This is a genomic window from Pleomorphomonas sp. T1.2MG-36 (assembly GCF_950100655.1).
In the GTDB taxonomy this organism is placed as follows: domain Bacteria; phylum Pseudomonadota; class Alphaproteobacteria; order Rhizobiales; family Pleomorphomonadaceae; genus Pleomorphomonas.
In genome coordinates, this window is the sequence record NZ_CATNLY010000001.1 from 964,576 (window position 1) to 983,906 (window position 19,331).

Sequence of the window (19,331 nt, forward strand, 5' to 3'; positions counted from 1 at the left end):
TCGCAAGACGGCCCTCTTGTCGTATAGAGTTCGGCTCGGAGATCCATCACTCGCCGCCGACGTGCGTGCCCGCTCCGTGGCCTAGTCGTGCGGCCACATTCGGAGGCATGATGGCATCCCTGCCACTCGTCTATTCGCCTGAAGTCGAAGCTGCGATCGCATCCGGCAAGCCGGTCGTCGCGCTCGAGTCCACCATCATCACCCACGGCATGCCCTATCCGGACAACGTGGAGACGGCGCGCGCCGTTGAGGCCGAGATCCGCAGCCGCGGCGCCACGCCGGCCACCATTGCCGTTCTGGATGGCAAGATCCGCATCGGCCTCGACGCCGAAACGCTCGACAAGCTGGGCAGCATGACCGGCGTCATGAAGCTGTCCCGCGCCGACCTAGCCTTCGCGATCTCCACCGGCCGTCCCGGTTCGACCACCGTCGCCGCCACGATGATCTGCGCCCAGTTGGCCGGCATCGAGGTGTTCGGCACCGGCGGCATCGGCGGCGTCCACCAGGGCGCCGAGGAGAGCTTCGACATCTCCGCCGACCTCGAGGAACTCGGCCGCACGTCGGTGATCGTCGTCGCTGCCGGCGCAAAGGCCATCCTCGACCTGCCGAAGACGCTGGAAGTTCTTGAAACCAAGGGCGTTCCGGTGGTCGGCTATGGCACCGACGAGTTCCCGGCCTTCTGGTCGCGCGGCTCGGGCCTCAAGGCTCCGCTCCGGCTCGACTCGGCCGCCGAGATCGCCGCCTTCCAGAAGGCGCGCAAACTGATCGGCATCGACGGCGGCATGCTGATCGCCAACCCGGTGCCGGAGACCGACGAGATCCCGGCCGTTCGCATGCAGGGCTTCATCGCCGCGTCCCTGGCCTCGGCCAAGGCAGCCGGCATAGCCGCCAAGGAAGTGACGCCCTACCTGCTCGCCGACATGTTCGAGCGCACCGCCGGTTCGTCGCTCAAGACCAACATCGCTCTGGTCATGAACAACGTCCGCCTCGCCGCCGACATCGCCAAGGCGCTGAAGAGCTGACCTTTGGACGCGCCATTCGATCTGATTGAATCAGATCGGCGCTACAAGCTCTTGTTTGTGAAGCATCATCTTGTCGATCCTCGTTTCACTCCGGTCGGATGATGCTCTAGGAAACGCTTCGGGGCTGGTTCGCCCAGCCCCGGAGACACTGCATCGTCAAGATCAGGCGGAGCCCCGCCTGGATTACTCGGCCAGCGTTTCCTTCACCGTCGTCGCCAACTGCTTCAGCGAGAACGGCTTGGGCAGGAAGTTGAACTGCTCGTTTTCCGGCAGGTTCTTCTTGAAGGCGTCCTCGGCATAGCCCGACACGAAGATGATCTTGAGATCGGGCTGGGTCTTGCGCAGCTCCCGGAGCAGGGACGGCCCGTCCATCTCCGGCATCACCACGTCGGACACCACCAGATCGATCTTGCCGCCGACGTCGGCCATCACCTCCAGCGCCTCGGCGCCGGTCGACGCCTCGTGCACGGTGTAGCCGCGCGAGGCCAGCGCGCGAGCGGCGAAGGCGCGCACCGCCTCCTCGTCCTCGACCAGCAGGATCGTCGCGCTGCCGGTGAGATCGGCGATCGGCGTCGCTTCGACGTTCTTCTTCGGCACCGCATCGGCCGGCGCCTCGTGGCGCGGCAGGAAGATGTGGAAGGTGGTGCCGACGCCCACTTCCGACACCGGATAGATGTAGCCGCCTGTCTGCTTGACGATGCCGTAGACGGTGGAGAGGCCAAGGCCGGTGCCCTTGCCCACTTCCTTGGTCGAGAAGAACGGATCGAAGATCTTTTCCATGATCTCCGGCGTCATGCCCGAGCCGTTGTCTTCCACCTCGATGTGCACGTAGTCGGCAGCCGGCATGCCCTTGAAGGGATAGGACCGGGCGCACTCGTCGGCCGTGACGTTGGAGGTGCGGATCTCCAGTTTGCCGGCCCTGGTCATGGCGTCGCGGGCGTTGACCGCGAGGTTGATGACCACCTGCTCGAACTGGTTGAGGTCGGCCATCACCGGCCACACGTCGCGGCCGTTGTTGACCTTGAGCTGCACCTTCTCGCCGAGCAGGCGGCTCAGCAGGTTCGACAGCTCGGCCAGGACGTCGGACAGCACGAGCACCTGCGGCCGGAGAGTCTGTCGGCGCGAGAAGGCCAGGAGCTGCCGGACGAGACCGGCGGCGCGGTTGGCGTTCTGCTTGATGTTCATGATGTCCTGGAAGGACGGATCGGTGGGGCGGTGGTTGTTGAGCAACAGATCGGAGAAGCCGATGATGGCGGTCAGCACGTTGTTGAAGTCGTGCGCCACGCCGCCGGCCAGCTGACCGACCGCCTGCATCTTCTGGCCTTGCGCGAACTGCGCCTCCAGCGCCCGCTGCTCGGTGGTCTCCAGCGCATAGACGATGGCCACCTCGCCGTCGCCGGCGCCCTCCTCGACCGTCGACACGTAGAAGCGGGCGGAGCGCTCGCCCTCGCCGGCCAGCGACACGTCGATGCCCGAGATGTTGCCCTGCCCGTTCACGGCCGAAACGATCGCCTCGGAAATCGCCTTGCGGTCGCGTTCGGCGATGACATCAGTCAGGCGGCCGCGTGGCGCCGACGGATCCGGCCGGACCGAAGACCCAAACAGGCGCATGAACGGCGCGTTGTTGCGGCCGATGCGGCCTTCCTTGTCGATGGAGGCGATGGCGGCCGGCGTGTTGTTGAAGAAGCGGGTGAAGCGCACCTCGGCGGCACGCAAAGATTCCGACACGTCCTCGCCGGGCGACCGGTTCAGCACCAGCGTGCGGCTGTCGCCCACCGCGCCGTCGCTGCCCACCGGCACGCGGTGGATGATGCGGACCGGCAGGATCTGGCCGTTGCGCTTGACCATGTCGAGGTCGACGATGCCCGTCTTCACCTCGCCGGAGGCGCCGCGAATGCCGTCGAGCAGAGCCACGCCGTCGCCGACGACGATTTCCTTGAGCTGCATGGCGCCCGCCTCGAACTCGGTGAGGTCGTAGCCGAGCCAGTCGGTCAGCGTGGCGTTCATGTAGACGACGCGGCCGAGCGCGTTGGCCGACAGGAAGCCCGCCGGCGCGTGGTCGAGGAAGTTCACCGCCCGCTGCAGCGCCTGGAAGCTGTTCTCCTGCTCGTCGCGGTCGCGCGTGATGTCGGCCACCTGCCAGACATTGAGCGGTTGGGACAGGCCGTTGAGCGGCCGCACGCGGATGCGGTACCAGCGGGCCGGGCCATCGATGCGGCCGAGCGGATGGGCGACGCGCAGTTCCTCCATCGCCCGCCGCCCCTCTCGCGAGGCCTGGGCCAGACGGAAGATCACGTCGGCGGTGTCGGGATCGCCCGAGAACACCCGCTCGACGGTGCGGACGTCGATGGCCGATTCGGCGCGGATCAGCCGGCCATAGGTGGCGTTGGCATAGACGATGCGGCCGTCGCCGTCGGTGACGCAGACGCCGTCGGTCATGGTGTCGAGGAAGCGCTTGGCGAGCTGCACCTGCCCGTCGTTGCGCGAGGAGAGGCGCACGAGGCCGATGGCGATGGCGAACAGCGAGAAGACGCCGATCACCGCCAAGAGCCCGAGAAGGCCCAGCACGTAGGGTTCGGCCGCCGCCCGGTCGAGCACCGCGAACACCGCCGCGGCGGCCACCAGCGCCAGCGCCAGCGCGATCACCAGCCCAACGTTGCCGCCGCGCTCGGAACGGTCGACGATCGGCGTTTCGACGGAAGGTGCCGACGACTCGGTTTCGTTCATGCTGCTCTTGCCCTGCCCGCCTGCCAGTACCGCGCCGAATGGGTCGCCGCGACCGCCGGGAATCGTCTGTTCACGCCATGATCTTTAGCAATCGCCCGTGACGAGGCAAACGCCGACTTGCGCCTTTTCGCCAATCCGGGCCGATGATACCAGCTTTTGAGGCCCACCCGCGCCACGCTTGCCACCATCAGGACCGCCAACTCGGCTTCTTCTTGAGATTCAGCACGTAACCCACCACCTGCGCCACGGCCTTGTAATGCTGCTCGGGGATGGCCTCGTCGAGGTCGACGCTGGCGTAGAGCGCGCGGGCGAGCGGCGGGTTCTCGACGATCGGCACCTCGGCCGTCTTCGCCATCTCGCGGATGCGCAGCGCCACCTCGTCGACGCCCTTGGCGACGCAGATCGGCGCCGGTGTCGTGTCGTCATACTTGAGCGCCACGGCATAGTGCGTCGGGTTGGTGACGACCACCGTCGCGTCCGGCACCTTCTGCATCATGCGCTGCCGCGCCCGCTGCATGCGCAACGAGCGGATGCGACCCTTGATGTGCGGATCGCCTTCGGTCTGCTTGTGCTCGTCCTTGACCTCCTGCAACGACATGCGCTGGCGATGCATGTAGCGGTAGCGCGACCAGAAATAGTCGGCGGCGGCGATCAGGAACATCAGCGCCAGCATGAAGCCGAGCATGCGGAGCGCCAGCGATTTCGCCACCGACAGCGTGCGGGCGATGTCGATGGTAACGAGCGCGTCGAGCCGATCGCGCTCCGGCCACAGCACCATGGTCATCACCGTGCCGAGCACCGCCACCTTAAGAAGGCCCTTGACGAAGTTGGCGAGACTCTCCGGCGAGAACATCCGTTTCAGACCGCCGAGCGGCGACACCTTGTCGAGCCGTGGCTCCAGCGATTTCCACGAGACGACCATGCGATGCTGGGCGAGATTGCCGATGATGCCGCCGAGCGCCATCAGCACCAGCGGAAAGGCCAGTGCCAGCAGAAAGCCGCCGACGATCGCAAGATAGAGCCGGCGGAGACCGCCGCCGTCGACCGCAATCTCGGCGGCATGCTCGATCAGCCCGCGCAAGGGCGACAGCAGCGCGCCGGTCATCGCGGTTCCGGTGAGCCCGATGACGGCGGTCACGGCGACGAGCCCGAAGAACGTGCCCACCTCCGTGCTCTTGATGACGTCGCCCTGCTCGTGCGCCTGCTCGAGTTTTCGTTGTGTTGGTTCTTCTGTTTTGTCGCTGTCGTCGTCCGAACCGGCCATGGCGCTGCCCTCAGGTGGGAACGAGGCGCATCAGACCGGTCTCCATGAAGGAGCGGTAGAGGCCGAGGATGGTGACGACCAGCGAAGCGAGGATGGCAAGGCCGATCATGATGGTGAGAGGCATTGCCAGGAAATAGACCTGGAACTGCGGCATCAGCTTCTGCAGCACGCCGAGACCGAGGTTGTAGACCAACGCAAACACCATGAAGGGCGCGGCGATCTGCAACGCCGTCTTGAAGGACTCGGCGATGGTCAGGATGGCGGCATCCTTGAAGTCGCCGACCGGCACCATCTCGCCGGGCGGAAACATGGTGTAGCTGCCGGCGATGCCGGCGAGCGCTACGTGGTGAAGGTCGGTGACGAAGATGATCGTCACCGCCGTCACCGACAGGAAGGACGAGATGATGGCGCCCTGCTGGCCCATGGTGGGATCGATGCTCTGGGCAAAGCCGAGGCCGATGTCGGAGGCGATGGCGGTGCCGGCCGTCTGGATCACGCTCATCAGTAGACGGGCGGTCAGTCCGATGGCGACGCCGATGATCACCTCGGCGATGAGCGCGAAGATCAGCCGGTTCATGTCGTTGGCCAGGCCGGCGGGCAGCCGGTTCGACAGGATCGGGTAGAAGACGGCCGTGAGAAGCAGCGCGAAGGTGAGACGGGCACGCGAGGAGATCGTCGGTTCGCCGATTCCGGGCATCAGCATGCACAGCGCGCCGATGCGGGCGAACAGCAGGAGGAACAGCACCGTCACGTCTGGGAGGATGCGGATGATCATCCCCGGATGATCCACTCGCTGATCGTCGCCATGAAGCTGTTGAGCGAATCCGCCATGAAGGGCAGCGTCAGCATCAGCACGATGAAGATGGACAGAATCTTCGGAATGAAGGCCAGCGTCTGTTCCTGGATCTGCGTCAGGGCCTGGAACAGCGACACGACGAAACCGACCGCGAGGCCGGCCAACATCACCGGCGCCGCGATCTTGATGGTCACCCAGATGGCGGTCCGGGCCAGGTCCAGAACCTCAGCGCCACCCATTCGTCCGCTCCAACCGCGCCGGCATCAGATCGCCATGCGCATGATTTCCTCGTAGGCCGAGATCACCTTGTCGCGCACCGACACCATGGTATCGAGCGCCACCTCCGCTTCCGACACGGCCGTGACGACATCGATGATGTTGCCCTTGCCGGCCATGTAGCTCGCCTGCTTGGCTTCCGAGGCGTTGCCCTGATCGACCACGTCGCGCACCTGATCGCGCAGCATGCTCCCGAAATCGGGCGAGGTCACCCCGGCCGCCCCGGCAACCGCGTCGCTAGCCTGCCCCGCCTGACCGCGATTCGCCAGCCTCGACATGGCGCCATACACATTGCTGGCACTGAGCGCGGTGGTGGTGAGCGCCATGGCGATGATCCTCCTAGGACGATTCCGGCAAAGGCGCGTCGCGGCCTTGCATCGGGATTTGCGGTGAAACGAAAGGCGGCCGCGATCAGCCGCGCAGGATGTCGATGGTCTTCTGGAGCATGGCGCGCGTCGACGAAACCACGTTGAGGTTGGCCTCGTAGGTGCGCTGGGCGCTCTGCATGTCGACCATCTCGATGAGCGGCGACACGTTGGGATACTTGACGTTGCCGCTGGTGTCGGCGGCCGGGCTGTTCGGCTCGTATTTCAGCTCGAAGTCCGAGCGGTCGGGAACCACCTTGCCGAGGCGCACCATCTCGGCGCCGAGTTCCTTGTCAAACTTCGAGGTCACCGTAGGGATCTGGCGCCGGTAGGGATCGCCGCCGGGGGTCGATGCGACCGAATCGGCGTTGGCGACGTTCTCGGCGATGATGCGCATCCGGCCGGTCTGAACCTTGAGGCCGGCGGAGGAGATCATCAGCGTTTTCAGGAAGTCCATGGCCTCACCTCATCTCTTGCCGACGGCGGTCTTCAGCAGGCCGATGCTGCGCTGGTAGAGCGACGTCACCGTCTGGAAGTCCATCTGGTTGCCGGTGACCTTCATCATCTGGTCTTCGAGCGACACGGCGTTTCCGTCCGGCGTCACCTCGTAGCCGCCGACCTTTTCGGGCCGGAACGGCGTGCTGTTGTCGATCAGGGGCCCTGCGATGTGCATCGGGCTGGTCAGCACGGTGGACACGCCTTCGTCCCGCTCGCCTTCCACCGCCATGCGGAAGAAGTCGGGAGCCTTGATGTCGCGCGCCCTGTAGCCCGGCGTTTCGGCGTTGGCCACGTTCTCCGCAAGCACCTTCTGCCGCGTCTCGTGGAAACGCAGTTTCCCTTTCAGGGCCTGCAAGACCGGCAGATCGGTCATCGACATCGAAAGAACTCACCGCAATTGGCGCCCAAGCCGGCCGCCTGATACACCGCATGGGGAGCGGCACCCTGAAAGTCGCGGCCCGTCACAAGGATTCGCAACTTGAAAACCGTAGGCAATATTTGCCGAGTTCAGGGTTAATGAATGGTTAACAATCCTTTCTTCTACCCTCAGAGAGACTTGAAAAACGCCCGATTTGGCTGATAGCTGGGAAAAAGTGCCTAATGGGCCTATGGTTGCGCTCTGCAACGCCCTGGTGATCGGAGAGGTGTCGGAGCCAAGCGGAATGAAGCGAGCGGCAACGGAAGACGTTTCCGAATAATTTCCCATTTCGAGATAAACCGGCTATCGACTTGACGAACTGGCACCTTCAACGAAACAGGTCTTGAGTGGAAAAGTGAGATGCAGGATTTGCTGGTAACTTGGTTTGGTGCCACGGGAGCAACCGTCGTGCGCTACGCCCTGGCCCTCGTGGTGGTAGCCGGGTTGCTCCTGCTGCTCCGCTGGGTCCTCCGCAACTACGCCGTTGGCGGCCAGCTGTCGATCGGTCGGAGCCGCCATAACCGGCTGACGATCGTCGAGCAGATCGCCCTTGACCAACGCCGGCGCCTGCTGCTGGTGCGCCGCGATGGCGTCGAGCACCTGATTTTGGTGGGAGGCGGCAACGACCTCGTCGTCGAGCCGACCATCATCAGGGGCGTTCCGGTCGGCAGCCTGGGACGGACCGCCCGGCCGGCGGCCCATGCAGCGACCACGGCCGAGGATGCCGAGCCCGCCGCCGCCGATACGCCCGCCATGGCGACCGCTCCCGTCTCGCCAATGGTCGAAGCGCCCGCCGCCGCCCGTCCCGTGCCGATTCCCAGGCAGCCTGCCGCCGTCGAGCCCGTCCGTCCCGCCTTCCCCTCGCATGTGGCCGGCGAGCATCCGAAGGCCACGTCGATCCAGGCCCGCCTCAACCGCGTCCAGCCCCGGACGCCGGAGGCCGCCCGCAGCGCGCCGGCATCGCCCTACATCCCGCCGGAAGCCCACCGCGTCGAGCCGACCATCGCCCCCATTTCGCCCATCGTGTCCGACGCTCAGACGGCGGATCGCGCCGAACCCGCGCACGAGGCGCCACAGGCGGAGCGCAAGGCTGAACCCCTGCGCGTCGTTCCCGCCGACGAGCCCAGTTCCTCCACCGACGAAGGCCCCGGCTTCGACGATCTCGCCCGCCAGCTCGACGAGGCGCTGAAAAGCGAGATCGCGGAAATGAAGATCGAGGCGGCCGAGCAGCCCGTCGCGCCGGAGCCGAAACCCAGGACCGAGCCGCCGAAGCCGGTTGCCGCCGCCGCGTCGGCGTGGCTTCGGCCGCGGGCGACTCAGACGCCGCGTCCGATCGCGCCGCGCGAACCGGTGGTCGCCCGTGAACCGACGGTGCCGCGCGAGCCCGTGATCAGCCGCGAGCCGACGCCGGTTCGCGAGCCCTTGGCGCCAGCCGCCCCCGCCCGCTCGCTGCTCAGGCCGCATGTCGCCGAGCCCCGGGCGGTCGAGCCGACGCCAGAGCCGTCCGTGGCCCCGGAACCGGTGGTCGCGCCCCGGGCGGCCGACAAGCCGGTCGAGATGCCTGAAGAGGACGTCCGCAACAGCACCGAGTTCTCCTCGCTGGAAGACGAGATGGCCCGTCTGCTCGACGATCTGGCCGGCGATTCCAAGGGAAAACGCTGATCGCGTCTCCGCTTTCATTGCCTGTCGCCTTGAGCCGGTCGCCGGCCGGGGCGACAGTGTCGCGAGAAGCCGGATGATTCGCGTCCGGCCGTGATCGGGCGCCGTTGCACCGATCCTCTCGGATAGACGCGATGACGACCGGCGACGACGGAACGGACAATCAGGAGGCGATGGCGGTTGCACGCGGCCGCCGTGGCGGCGTCCGGCGGGTCCTCATCCTCCTTGGTCCGCTTCTCCTCGGCCTCATGTGGCTGGGCCTTTCGTCCGGCCTGGCTCTCGCCCAGGACGTCAGCATCTCGCTCGGTCAAGGATCGACACTGACCGAACGCGCGGTTCAGCTCGTCGGTCTGCTCACCGTTCTCAGCCTTGCGCCGTCGATCGTCGTGATGATGACGTCGTTCACGCGAATCGTCGTCGTGCTGTCTCTGCTGAGATCGGCCATCGGCCTGCAAACCGCTCCTCCGAACGCGGTGATGATTTCGCTGGCGCTGTTCCTCACCGCCTTCATCATGGCTCCGACCTTCCAGGAAGCCTACACCAACGGCATAGAGCCGGTGGTGAACAACCAGATCGAGCTGACCGAGGGCTTCACCCGCACCATGCAGCCGATGCGGGCCTTCATGTTGGCTCACGCCCGTGAATCCGACCTGCGCCTGTTCGTCGACCTCGCCGGCCTGCCACAGCCGGAAAGCCAGGAAGATTTGGAAACCCGGATCATCATCCCCGCCTTCATGATCTCCGAGCTGCGCCGCGCCTTCGAGATCGGCTTCCTGATCTACCTGCCCTTCCTGATCATCGACATGGTGGTGGCGTCGATCCTGATGGCCATGGGCATGATGATGCTGCCGCCACAGGTGGTGTCGCTGCCGTTCAAGCTGATCTTCTTCGTGCTGGTCGACGGCTGGGCGATGCTCGCCGGCAGCCTCGTTCGAAGTTACGTCGGCTGAACCCGAGGCACGCGTCCTGACCTTCAGCCTGCGCTGGTCGCGCCGCCAGCGTCCACCGACGCGTTGGACTCGGGAGGCTTCGGCGCAGTGCCGTCGGGAGACGTAACCATGTCCGGCTTATCGCCGTTTCCGACGTCGAGATAGCGCTTTCTGTAATCGGCGAGGAAGCTCTTCATGGTGTCGGCGTCGGCGATCGACTTGACGATGCTCTGGAAATCGCTGCCGCTTGCCACGATCGGGCCGGTCACCGCATCGAACGCCGAGCCGTTGGCCGTTGGCGCCATCTTCTCGGTGTATTTCGACCGGAGGCGGTCGACGCTCATGCGGTCGCCGGCCAGAGTGTAGGCGATGCCCGCCTTGAGCACGGCCAGTTGCTCGCTGTCGCTGAGCGGCATGGCGTCGGTCCAGCGGCCGCCCAAGGTGCGTTCGTAAGCCGTTCCAGCATCGGCATAGCGGTCGGCCGACCAGAGAATATCCGCCTTGAGACGTCCTATCTCGACGCCGTCAAGCGGCGCCAGCACTTCGAGTGCTCCGTCGGGATTGCCCGACTCGGCCATGGCCTTGGCCTCGACGGTGCGCCGTTGCCGTTCGATCGCCACCGGGAGTGAAGCCTGTCGCGTGGTCGACAGCGTGAACATCGCCTTGTCCGGCCGATCGTCGAGCAGATAGACGAGGGCGAGATCGGCGGCCACCTGGGCGCGGGCGGCGCCACGCAGGCGGTTCTTCACCTGGTACTCCAGCAACGAGGCAGCCTGCGGCAGAAGATCGACCCCGACGAGGCGATCGGCCAGCTTGCGCACCATGGCGTCGCCCCGCCGTCCGCTCGGCGTCAGCTCGCGATAGTCGTAATAGAGCGACAACGCCTGGACCGGGCTGAGGTTGGAATTCTTGTTGTCCAGGAAGACTTGAGAGAAGGCCACCTGCATCTCTTCCGTCATCTGACGGGAGGTCGTGGAGTTCGGGTTCACCTGCTCGGCAACGCGCATCACCTCGAAGGCGCGGCGATAGTCGCCGTTCTCGATCGAGTACTGACCGAGCAACCGCAGCGTCTTGAGCTCCAACTCGTCGCCGCGCCAGCTGACGGCCAGCTGTTCCAGCCGGTCGATGGCCTGGGCCAGGGTGATCAGGCCTTCGCGCCGCTGCAACTGCACGAGGCGATAGGTGGCCTCGGCGGCAACCGGTCCCTTGTCCTCCCGCACGATGTTCGACAACAGCGTCACGGCATCCATGGCGTGGCCGGCCGCGTCGCGCGCCAGGGCATTGAGAAGATCGAGGCGGGCATGCTCACCGGCGCTGACGCTGTTCGGGTCGAGCCTCGCCAGGAGGTCGCGCGCCGTGGTGTAGTCCTTGAGGTCGATGGCCGACGCGATGTGGCTCAAGGCGTAGCGCCGCTGGATGACCGGCGGATAGGCGCCGATCACGGCGTCGCCCTTGGCGAACTCCGCTGCCGCCTCGTCGTGACGGCCGAGATCGCTGAGCGCCATGGCCTTCCACACCGATGCGTCAGGACTGTCGGCAAACTCGCGGCGATCCAGCTGCTTCAGCGTCTGCTCGGGCCGATAGGTGAAGTACTCGCCGCCCGCCCTCAACGCGGCCATGCGGTCCGACACGGTCTCTTCCGGCGCCAGCTTGCCGATCAGATCCAGAATGCCGGTGGTCTCCGGTCCGAGACCCTGGGCCAGCGCAAAGGTCGCCGCCTTGTACCAGCGATCGACGCGTTCGGGCAGATCGCGCGCCTGGGTGACGTCGGTCATCAGCTTGTGACGAGCCTGCCAGTAGCCGCCGGGATCGACGTTGCGGGCATCCCCGAAATCGATGACGGCCGCCTTTCGGGCGACCGAGGAACCGAGCGCGGCCGGCAGATCGAACAGCGTCGCTTTCTTTTCCTCGGCGAGCGTCGACACCGCCAGCCCTCCGGGCCGGCCGATGGACACCAGGATGCCGTCGGAGGTCACTGCCAGGTCGTCGACCTTGGGCAGAAGCGCAAGGCCGTGGATCGAGGCGAGTGCGTCCAGTTCGGTGAACGAGTGCGGCTTGACGAGGCCGCGCGCCTGCCCTTTGCCGGTCACCACGATGACCGTGTCCTCGCTGCTCGGATCGGTCAGCCTGTGAATGCGGGAGACCGGGCCGAAGGGTATGTCGAGCGACTTCGATCCATCCGGATGGACCTGCCGGCCGATCGACAGCGGCCGGGTCGGGTCGGTCACCAGTTCGCCGATCGTCATCACCCACTTGGGACCGTCGGGACTCATGGTCGACACGTAGCGGTCGATCATGTCGACGCGGATGAGCTGGGCGCCATCGAGCGTGGTCGGCTCGATGCTGCGGGCGAACCCGACGAACGCATCCTGCAACGTGGCCGCATCGATCGGCGCCGCGTCGTCAAACACCAGCCAGAGGGTGCTGTCGCGCATGAACAGCGCCGCGCCGACTTCCTTCTTGTAGGGAAAGGTGATGTGGACTGCCTGGCCGACCCGCTCGGACTCGACGCGGATGACGCCATCGACCAGAGCCCGCGCCACCGCGTTCTCCGGCAGCTCGGCAAGGTCGGTGCGCGGCTTGTCGGCCGATGCGACCACCACCGGCCGCGCCGGTGCCGTCGCAGGCTGGGCGTCGGGCTGCTGCGGGGCGGCGATGGCACTCTCCGCGATCGGGGCCGGATGCTCGGGAGTCGCGTCCGGTTTGGCAACGGCGGCGACGTCATGCGCGGTGGTCGGCGCATCGGGGGCTGCAATGGTCGACGAAGGATCGGCGTGCGGCGCGGCAGGATCCGCAGCGGGAGCGGCATGATCGGCCACCGACGCCGCCGGAGCGGCGGGATCCGCAACCGGGGCGGCAGGTACGGCAGCCGGCGCATCGTGACCGCCCGCGCTCACGGCCTGCGTGGCGCCAGCGGGAACGGCTGGCAACGGTGCGACCGCCGCCTGCAAGGCGCGATCGAGCGGGGTCATCGTGGCCGGGTTGTCCGGGCCGCGCACATCGACGACATAGCTGTCGTCGTCCTTGTAGGCGCGGACGTCCGCAACGCTGTCGGTGAGGATGTGGACGACCAAGCCCTGTTCGCCCTGCTCCGCGGTGATGTCGTTGACGAACGGCGGCGGGTCGGAACGGATCATCGAAAGATCGGGCATTCCCACCCGGTTGAACCGCAGATCTACGCCGAGATCGGTGCGCCGGAAGTCGACGTCAAACGGCACGTTCCACTTGAAGTTCAGGCGGCTGAAGGTGGGTGCCTTCGCAGCCGTGACATCGACCCGAATGGGCTTTTCGGTTTCCGCAATGAGCTTCTGCGCCGCCGCGGCGGCCTTGGCCATCTCGTCGGCCTTCATGGCCAGCGCCGCCACCACCTCGTCCGGCAGGCGCGGCGGCTCGCCCTTCCAGGTGGCGGGCAGGAAGTCCACGAACAGCTGCGGCCCGGCCTCCATCACGTTGACCTTCACCGAGCGGGCCAGCGCCATGCGGACGCCGAGGCCGTCGGGATCGGTACGCACGATCAGCACGTAATTGGCAAGCCGCGTCACCGCCGCCTCGGCGTTGAGGGAGACCGGCTGGTCGAACTGGATCACCAACACGCCGCTGTCCGACGTCACCTTGTGCGGCGGCAGAAGGTTGAGGTTGGGAAAGGTCAGAACCATGCGGCCGAAGTCGGGGCCGGACCTGAAGTCGACGTTGACCGGTTCGGCGGTCGTCTGTGGCGTCGTCGCCTGCGCCATGGTCATGTCCGGCGCGCCGATCGTCGCAAGGCAGAGCGCAGCGGCGACGGCCACATGACGGACCGACGACCGAATACGCAACGCAGCCTCACGCAGCAACCGGGCACAACGCATGAACACACCCCGATGGCGCCGAAACACACCGGCGCTCCGGGAAGCCTAGGAGACATGCGCTTAATTTGCGGTTACTTCCGCCCCGAAAACGACCGGATTTTCAGGGAAATGGAGCTCGCTCCACTGCCTTGGCAACCCTCAGGGCGCCGGCATGATCTGCGGCAGTTGCGAAGCGTCGGCGGGGGCACCGTCGCCCGGCGCCGGGCCGAGCGTCGGCGCCACCTGCTCCACCTGGACGACCACGCGCTTCTGGGCCTGTTGCGCCCCGACCATGAGGCTGGTGATCCGGCTGGCCTTGTCCGGATCCATGGCGGCGAGGATCGGCGACAGCTTGCGCGGATTCATGTGGCCGGCCAGTTCGAGCAGCGTGCCGGTGTCGAGCTTGTCGAACACGGCGGCGGCAGCCTTGGGCTTCATCCCTTCGTAAAGCGAAACGAGCGCCGCCATTTGCTCGTTCATGGCAGGAGCCGCACCGGCCGCCGCCGGCGCGCCGGGCGCGGCTCCCGACGCCGGAGCACCTCCGGCCGGAGGCGACGACGCCGGGCCGGAAGCCGCCGGATTCGCCGCCGGTGCCCCACCCCCGCCGGCCACGCCGAGCTGGGATTCGATGGACTGAAGCTGATTCAACCGTTCGTTGAGGCGCTGTTCCGTCGCCTCCAGCAATTTGGCCCGGAGATCGAGGTCATGCGCACGCTTGTCGAGATCATCCCGCCGGGCGGCAAGACCTTCGAGGATGGCCCGCTCCGACGATCCGATCGGCGGCGAGTACTCCTTGGGGCGTTCGGTATAGACGTCGGTCGGCGCCTTGGCGCCGCCATGTCCGCCCTCGGCCGGCGCCCCATGTTCGGCGGCCGGCGCACCATGCTCGGCCGCGGCGGCGGGAGCAGCATCGGCACCGCCAGCGGCGGGCGCTCCGTGGCCGGCATCGGCCGCCGGTGCCGCGTCGTGACCGGCGGGAGCGGCTTCAGTTCCGGTGGCTGGAGGAGGCGTGTCCTTCCCGGCGTCGGCGGGCTTCGCATCGGCCGGTGCTCCGTGCCCGGCATCGGTCGCCGCTGCATCCCCATGAGCGGCGCCATCGGCCGGGGCCGCGTCATGTCCGGCAGCCGCTGGCGCCTCGCCATGTCCTGCCGCTGGCGCTTCGCCGTGCCCACTGCCCTTTTCCTGCTCGGCTTTCAGCTTCTTGTATTCATCGGCAAGGTCGATCGGCGTCGTCAGGCGATCGACGGCCGACGTATCCGGCGCGGCGCTCGCCTCCGGGGCCGCCTCGCCGTGCCCCGCCGGTGCCTCGCCGCCGGAGGCAACCGCCGAACGGGGTCCGACTTCGAGTGGCTCCACCCCCATGATGAAGCCGAGCACCTTCACGGCGAGCAACGCCGTGACGGCAATCAGCACCAGCGGGAGCAGGCGGATTTTCTTCACGCAGCTGCCTCCCGCTTGCCGCGCCGCAGCGCCGACAAACGTTCCGCCGCCGCTTCGGCCGCCGCCTTGAGATTGCGCGCCGTGCTCTCGCGCGCCATCGGCTCGACCTCGATCTCGTTCATCGGCGCCACCGTGCTGCTACGCGCCGCGCCGACGATGGCGCCGATGCGCTTCACGATCTCGTTGCCGGCGGTAAGCCTCTGGTCGAGGTCGCCCAGCAGCGTCTCGGCGGCCAGCATGCGCCCGCCCACAGCCCGTTCGCACTCGGAGGCCGTCGCCTTGAGACCCAAGATGGCCCGCTCGGCAATCTCGGTGGCGGTGATCAGCTCGGAAATCGTGGCGCGCAGCACTTCCTCGTCGGCCCTGAGACGCGTCAGGCGGCGGTTGAGGATGGCGCAGTAGACGATGGTGAGCGCGAGAAGGATGGCAACGACGATCTCAATCGCCACGCCGAGATTGAGGCCCGAAATCATGTGTTTTGCATCTCCTTCTGAACCGCGCGCTCGAAAGCGGCCAGCGTCATGCGCGGGCGCCTCAGATTCCTGTTGATCTTGACCGATACCTTGTCGCCGAGCCGGCCGATATTGCCCGAGGTGATATGGACGTCGCCGCACTTGATGGCCACCGGGTCCTCCGGCGACACGCCGAACAGCAGCGTCTGCCCCACTTCGAGGTCCATCACCATGGACAGCGGCAGCTCCTCCTCGACCAGAACGGCGTCGACCTCAATGTCGGCGTTGTAGATCTCGGTGGCGAGGTGGCCTTCCCAGATGTTGTCGCGGCCGAACTTCTCGCCCATGATCATCTGCAACAGAAGGTTGCGGATGGGCTCGATGGTGGCATACGGCAGCAGCATCTCGACAATGCCGCCGCGATCTTCCATGTCGACGCGGAACTGGATCAGGATACAGGCATTGGCCGGCCGCGAGATCGGCGCGAAGCGCGGATTGGTCTCGAGGCGCTCCAGCGTGAAGTTGATCTGGGTGAGCGGCGCGAAGGCCTTCTCGCAGTCGGCCAGCAGGAGGTCGATCATGCGGCGAACGAGGTTCATCTCGATCGTCGTGTACGGCCGTCCCTCGACACGGATCGCCGAGGTGCCGCGGCCACCGCCGAGCAGCACGTCGATGATCGAGTAGATGAGCGACGAGTCGACCGTCATCAGGCCGTAGTTGTCCCACTGCTCGGCCTTGACCACGGCCAGGATGGCCGGCAGCGGAATGGAATTGAGATAGTCGCCGAAGCGCACCGACGAGATGCCGTCGAGCGACACTTCGACGTTGTCGGACGTGAAGTTGCGGAGCGTCGTCGTCGTTTCCCGCACGAAGCGGTCGAAGACGATTTCCAGCATCGGCAGGCGCTCGTAGGAAACGAGCGCGGAGTTGACCAGCGACCGAATGCCGCTCTGGTCGTTGGAAACGTGATCCTCGACGTTGAAGCCGAGGAGGTTGTCGATTTCCTCCTGGTTCAGCACGCGGTCGGCGCCACGGCTCGACGCATCGAGCTCGGCGTCGTTGTCGTCGATCATCGCCGCCCACTGGGCGGCCACGGCGTCGGCGTTCTCGACGCCCTGCTCTTCGAGCGCGGCGCCCCATTCGGCCGCGAGATCGTCCATGTCGTCGCCGCTGTCGGCCCGCTGTTCTGCCAGAGCCGCACCCCAGTCCGCCGAAAGATCGTCGTCGTCAGCCATGCTCGACATCCTTATTGCACGATGACGTTCTTGAAGAGCACGTCGTCGACACGGGCCGGATAGACCGCGATGTTGACGCGCCGCTGCAGCTCTTCCTTCAGGCGGAACAGACCGGCCGAGCCCTGCAGATCGGAGGCCCTGAGCTCGCGCATGTAGGTCTGGAAGGCGTCGAGCACGCGCGGCAGGTTGGGCTTGATCACCTCCAGCATCTTGTCGTCGCTGACCTCGAGCGCGATCTCCATCTTGACGAAGGTCGGCCGTTCGTCGGCCGTCGACAGATTGAGGATCATCATCGGCAGGTCGTAGTAGTAGGCGTGCGGCTGAGACGCGGCCTCGACGGCGGCGACATCGCTCACCGCCGGCGTGGCCGGCGTGCCCCCCATCAGAAAGAAGGCCGCGCCGCCACCGACCAGAAGCACCGCCACGGCTGCGCCGCCAATGATGATCAGCTTCTTCTTCGAAGAGCCGCCACTGGCCTCGCCGCCTTCCTGTTCGCCATCTGCTTTCGGGGTCTTGGCCATGGCCTTCGGCGCCTGCTCCGGAATCGGGGGAAGCCGAGCGCCTCCACCTCAAAGCTATGGGTCGGCCCCTTCACAGCAACAACGATTCTTTGCCGGAGCCCACAGCCCTTTCATTGACCTTCAGGATAGTTAACGATTGGTTGATAATTGGTTAACGCCTCGGCAGAAATTGCCACCCTGGACCTGCCGGCCGGCAAGAAACGCCATGCGAGACCACCGCGAACTTTTACCTAACCAGTTGATATTTCATGATTACGAAGTTGGCACGTTCCCTGCGATAGAGATCTCGGGCAGCGACGCTGGGGAGCGTGACGCCGTCCGATTGGGACTTGGGAACGATTTGCCATGCAGAATGCAACTCTGGTGGCGCTGTCGGGTCAGGTTGCGTTGAGACGCAAGCTGGACGTCATCGCCAACAACGTGGCCAACATGGACACCGCCGGCTTCAAGCGCGTTTCGCTCGACTTCGAGGAAACGACGATGCCGAAGGCGTCGGCAACGCTTTTTCCTCGCCGCGACCGCGATAACCGCTTCGTCCGCGAGCTGGCCACCGTGCACGACTTCTCGGCCGGATCGATCGAGATGACCGGCAACGACCTCGATGTGGCGATCGAAGCCGACAACAGCTTTTTCGTCATCAATACGCCGGCCGGCGAGCGCTACACCCGCGCAGGCGACTTCGCCGTCGACAACACCGGTCGTCTCGTCACCGCCGACGGCAAGCCGGTTCTCGGCGATGGCGGCGAGATCGTCTTCGGCAGCGAGGAAACCAATATCGCCATCGCCCGCGACGGCACGATCTCTTCCAGCGCCGGGCTGAAGGGCAAACTCCGCATCGCCGCCTTCCCCGACACCACGGTGCTCTCCAAGGAGGGCGACAATCTCTACTCGGCCAGCGCGGCGCCCCAGGCTCCGGCTTTCATCCGCGTCCGTCAGGGCGCCCTCGAGAAGTCCAACGTCTCGGGCGTCGAGGAACTCACCGCCATGCTGGACGTCCAGCGCGCCTACGAGCGCATCTCCAACATGGTGAAACAGCAAAACGACCTCAGTGCCAGGGCGATCGAACGCCTCGGCTCCGTCAACGCCTGATCCGGGAGCGACCGCACATGAAAGCCCTGACCATCGCCGCAACCGGCATGAAGGCCCAGGAGACCAACGTCTCGGTCATCTCCAACAACATCGCCAACATGCGCACCACCGGCTACAAGAGCCAGCGCGCCAACTTCCAGGATCTGCTCTATCAGACCCTGCGCCGCCAGGGCTCCACCACGTCGGACGCCGGAACGCAGGTGCCGGCCGGCGTGCAGCTCGGCTCGGGCGTTCGCATCGTCGCCACGCCGCGCAACATGACCCAGGGCGACCCCGAAGCCACCGGCAATGACAAGGATCTCGCCATCCGCGGCGAGGGCTTCTTCCAGATCACCCTGCCCGACGGCCGGACGGCCTACACCCGCGACGGCTCCTTCGAGCTCGATTCCACCGGCACGCTGGTCACCGCCGACGGCTACACCGTGCAGCCGGCCATCACCGTGCCGCAGAACGCCAGCGACCTCAGCATTTCCAACACTGGCCAGGTGCAGGCCAAGATCGGCACCGCCACCACCGCGACGGTGCTCGGCCAGATCGAGCTTGCCCGCTTCGTCAACAAGAACGGCCTCGAGCCGATGGGTGACAACCTGTTCCTCGAGACGGCATCGAGTGGCGCCGCCCAGACCGGCAATCCCGGCGACGCCGGCTACGGCACCCTTCTGCAGAGCTACCTCGAATCCTCCAACGTCGAGGCGGTCAACGAGCTTTCCTCGCTCATCTCCGCCCAGCGGGCCTACGAAATGAACTCCCGCATCATCTCGGCCGCCGACGAGATGTCGCAGACGACATCCAACCTGGGCAAGTGAGGCAGGA

At 66.2% G+C, this 19,331-nt stretch carries 17 protein-coding genes; 5 read left to right on the forward strand and 12 right to left on the reverse strand.

Annotation, left to right across the window (positions count from 1 at the left end; all coding sequences use genetic code 11):
- The first annotated feature begins 107 nt into the window (after positions 1 to 107).
- On the forward strand, positions 108 to 1,022 hold the full coding sequence (locus tag QQZ18_RS04530; protein ID WP_284538317.1) for a pseudouridine-5'-phosphate glycosidase: 915 nt from the start codon (positions 108 to 110) through the stop codon (positions 1,020 to 1,022).
- Positions 1,023 to 1,205: 183 nt separating this feature from the next.
- Here QQZ18_RS04530 and cckA read toward each other — a convergent pair whose 3' ends face one another.
- The 7 genes from cckA to flgB all read right to left on the reverse strand — a co-directional run bounded on the left by cckA (position 1,206) and on the right by flgB (position 7,327).
- A complete protein-coding gene (cckA, locus tag QQZ18_RS04535; protein ID WP_284538319.1) occupies positions 1,206 to 3,749 on the reverse strand; it encodes a cell cycle histidine kinase CckA in 2,544 nt (847 codons plus the stop codon).
- Positions 3,750 to 3,936: 187 nt separating this feature from the next.
- Positions 3,937 to 5,013, reverse strand: coding sequence for a flagellar biosynthesis protein FlhB (gene flhB / locus QQZ18_RS04540; protein ID WP_284538321.1), 1,077 nt, complete (start codon positions 5,011 to 5,013; stop codon positions 3,937 to 3,939).
- A gap of 10 nt (positions 5,014 to 5,023) precedes the next feature.
- Entirely contained in the window at positions 5,024 to 5,788 is a 765-nt protein-coding gene (gene fliR / locus QQZ18_RS04545) for a flagellar biosynthetic protein FliR (protein ID WP_284538322.1), read from the reverse strand.
- Positions 5,785 to 6,048: a flagellar biosynthesis protein FliQ gene (gene fliQ, locus QQZ18_RS04550; RefSeq protein WP_284538324.1), complete on the reverse strand. Its 264-nt coding sequence runs from the start codon at positions 6,046 to 6,048 to the stop codon at positions 5,785 to 5,787. Before fliQ ends, fliR begins: the two co-directional genes overlap by 4 nt.
- Positions 6,049 to 6,072: 24 nt before the next feature.
- Positions 6,073 to 6,411 carry a flagellar hook-basal body complex protein FliE gene (locus QQZ18_RS04555; RefSeq protein WP_284538326.1) on the reverse strand — a complete coding sequence of 113 codons (339 nt, stop codon included), beginning with the start codon at positions 6,409 to 6,411 and terminating at the stop codon, positions 6,073 to 6,075.
- A gap of 85 nt (positions 6,412 to 6,496) precedes the next feature.
- Positions 6,497 to 6,907 (reverse strand): flagellar basal body rod protein FlgC, encoded by a 411-nt coding sequence (gene flgC, locus QQZ18_RS04560; protein ID WP_284538328.1) that lies wholly within the window; start codon positions 6,905 to 6,907, stop codon positions 6,497 to 6,499.
- A 9-nt stretch (positions 6,908 to 6,916) separates the two neighbouring features.
- Positions 6,917 to 7,327 (reverse strand): flagellar basal body rod protein FlgB, encoded by a 411-nt coding sequence (gene flgB, locus QQZ18_RS04565; RefSeq protein WP_284538330.1) that lies wholly within the window; start codon positions 7,325 to 7,327, stop codon positions 6,917 to 6,919.
- Between the two features lie 399 nt (positions 7,328 to 7,726).
- Between flgB and QQZ18_RS04570 the strand changes: the two genes are divergently transcribed.
- Entirely contained in the window at positions 7,727 to 9,028 is a 1,302-nt protein-coding gene (locus QQZ18_RS04570; protein ID WP_284538332.1) for a flagellar biosynthetic protein FliO, read from the forward strand.
- Between the two features lie 245 nt (positions 9,029 to 9,273).
- Complete coding sequence (fliP, locus tag QQZ18_RS04575) at positions 9,274 to 9,975, forward strand: flagellar type III secretion system pore protein FliP (RefSeq protein WP_284538848.1); 702 nt, start codon at positions 9,274 to 9,276, stop codon at positions 9,973 to 9,975.
- A gap of 23 nt (positions 9,976 to 9,998) precedes the next feature.
- On the opposite strand, the gene QQZ18_RS04580 is transcribed toward fliP, so the two are convergent.
- The 5 genes from QQZ18_RS04580 to QQZ18_RS04600 form a co-directional block, all read right to left on the reverse strand.
- Positions 9,999 to 13,769 (reverse strand): tetratricopeptide repeat protein, encoded by a 3,771-nt coding sequence (locus QQZ18_RS04580; RefSeq protein WP_284538334.1) that lies wholly within the window; start codon positions 13,767 to 13,769, stop codon positions 9,999 to 10,001.
- A gap of 171 nt (positions 13,770 to 13,940) precedes the next feature.
- A complete protein-coding gene (locus QQZ18_RS04585; RefSeq protein ID WP_284538336.1) occupies positions 13,941 to 15,221 on the reverse strand; it encodes a MotE family protein in 1,281 nt (426 codons plus the stop codon).
- Entirely contained in the window at positions 15,218 to 15,694 is a 477-nt protein-coding gene (locus QQZ18_RS04590; protein ID WP_284538338.1) for a DUF6468 domain-containing protein, read from the reverse strand. The genes QQZ18_RS04585 and QQZ18_RS04590 overlap by 4 nt, the downstream gene beginning before the upstream one ends.
- Complete coding sequence (fliM, locus tag QQZ18_RS04595; protein ID WP_284538340.1) at positions 15,691 to 16,908, reverse strand: flagellar motor switch protein FliM; 1,218 nt, start codon at positions 16,906 to 16,908, stop codon at positions 15,691 to 15,693. Before fliM ends, QQZ18_RS04590 begins: the two co-directional genes overlap by 4 nt.
- 11 nt (positions 16,909 to 16,919) lie before the next feature.
- The gene (locus QQZ18_RS04600; protein WP_284538342.1) at positions 16,920 to 17,429 is read right to left on the reverse strand and encodes a flagellar basal body-associated FliL family protein; all 510 of its coding nucleotides are present in this window, start codon (positions 17,427 to 17,429) and stop codon (positions 16,920 to 16,922) included.
- A gap of 345 nt (positions 17,430 to 17,774) precedes the next feature.
- Between QQZ18_RS04600 and flgF the strand changes: the two genes are divergently transcribed.
- Positions 17,775 to 18,518 (forward strand): flagellar basal-body rod protein FlgF, encoded by a 744-nt coding sequence (flgF, locus tag QQZ18_RS04605; RefSeq protein WP_284538344.1) that lies wholly within the window; start codon positions 17,775 to 17,777, stop codon positions 18,516 to 18,518.
- A gap of 17 nt (positions 18,519 to 18,535) precedes the next feature.
- A complete protein-coding gene (flgG, locus tag QQZ18_RS04610) occupies positions 18,536 to 19,324 on the forward strand; it encodes a flagellar basal-body rod protein FlgG (protein WP_284538346.1) in 789 nt (262 codons plus the stop codon).
- Positions 19,325 to 19,331 lie beyond the last annotated feature (7 nt).

What these genes read in the sequence shown, in the direction of transcription:
- flgG (WP_284538346.1), top strand. Translation starts at nt 18,536, where the DNA reads ATGAAAGCCCTGACCATCGCCGCAACCGGCATGAAGGCCCAGGAGACC.
- QQZ18_RS04590 (WP_284538338.1), bottom strand. Translation starts at nt 15,694, where the DNA reads ATGATTTCGGGCCTCAATCTCGGCGTGGCGATTGAGATCGTCGTTGCC.
- fliQ (WP_284538324.1), bottom strand. Translation starts at nt 6,048, where the DNA reads ATGGGTGGCGCTGAGGTTCTGGACCTGGCCCGGACCGCCATCTGGGTG.
- flhB (WP_284538321.1), bottom strand. Translation starts at nt 5,013, where the DNA reads ATGGCCGGTTCGGACGACGACAGCGACAAAACAGAAGAACCAACACAA.
- QQZ18_RS04555 (WP_284538326.1), bottom strand. Translation starts at nt 6,411, where the DNA reads ATGGCGCTCACCACCACCGCGCTCAGTGCCAGCAATGTGTATGGCGCC.
- fliP (WP_284538848.1), top strand. Translation starts at nt 9,274, where the DNA reads ATGTGGCTGGGCCTTTCGTCCGGCCTGGCTCTCGCCCAGGACGTCAGC.
- flgF (WP_284538344.1), top strand. Translation starts at nt 17,775, where the DNA reads ATGCAGAATGCAACTCTGGTGGCGCTGTCGGGTCAGGTTGCGTTGAGA.
- QQZ18_RS04570 (WP_284538332.1), top strand. Translation starts at nt 7,727, where the DNA reads ATGCAGGATTTGCTGGTAACTTGGTTTGGTGCCACGGGAGCAACCGTC.
- QQZ18_RS04600 (WP_284538342.1), bottom strand. Translation starts at nt 17,429, where the DNA reads ATGGCCAAGACCCCGAAAGCAGATGGCGAACAGGAAGGCGGCGAGGCC.
- cckA (WP_284538319.1), bottom strand. Translation starts at nt 3,749, where the DNA reads ATGAACGAAACCGAGTCGTCGGCACCTTCCGTCGAAACGCCGATCGTC.
- flgB (WP_284538330.1), bottom strand. Translation starts at nt 7,327, where the DNA reads ATGTCGATGACCGATCTGCCGGTCTTGCAGGCCCTGAAAGGGAAACTG.
- QQZ18_RS04530 (WP_284538317.1), top strand. Translation starts at nt 108, where the DNA reads ATGATGGCATCCCTGCCACTCGTCTATTCGCCTGAAGTCGAAGCTGCG.
- fliR (WP_284538322.1), bottom strand. Translation starts at nt 5,788, where the DNA reads ATGATCATCCGCATCCTCCCAGACGTGACGGTGCTGTTCCTCCTGCTG.
- flgC (WP_284538328.1), bottom strand. Translation starts at nt 6,907, where the DNA reads ATGGACTTCCTGAAAACGCTGATGATCTCCTCCGCCGGCCTCAAGGTT.
- fliM (WP_284538340.1), bottom strand. Translation starts at nt 16,908, where the DNA reads ATGGCTGACGACGACGATCTTTCGGCGGACTGGGGTGCGGCTCTGGCA.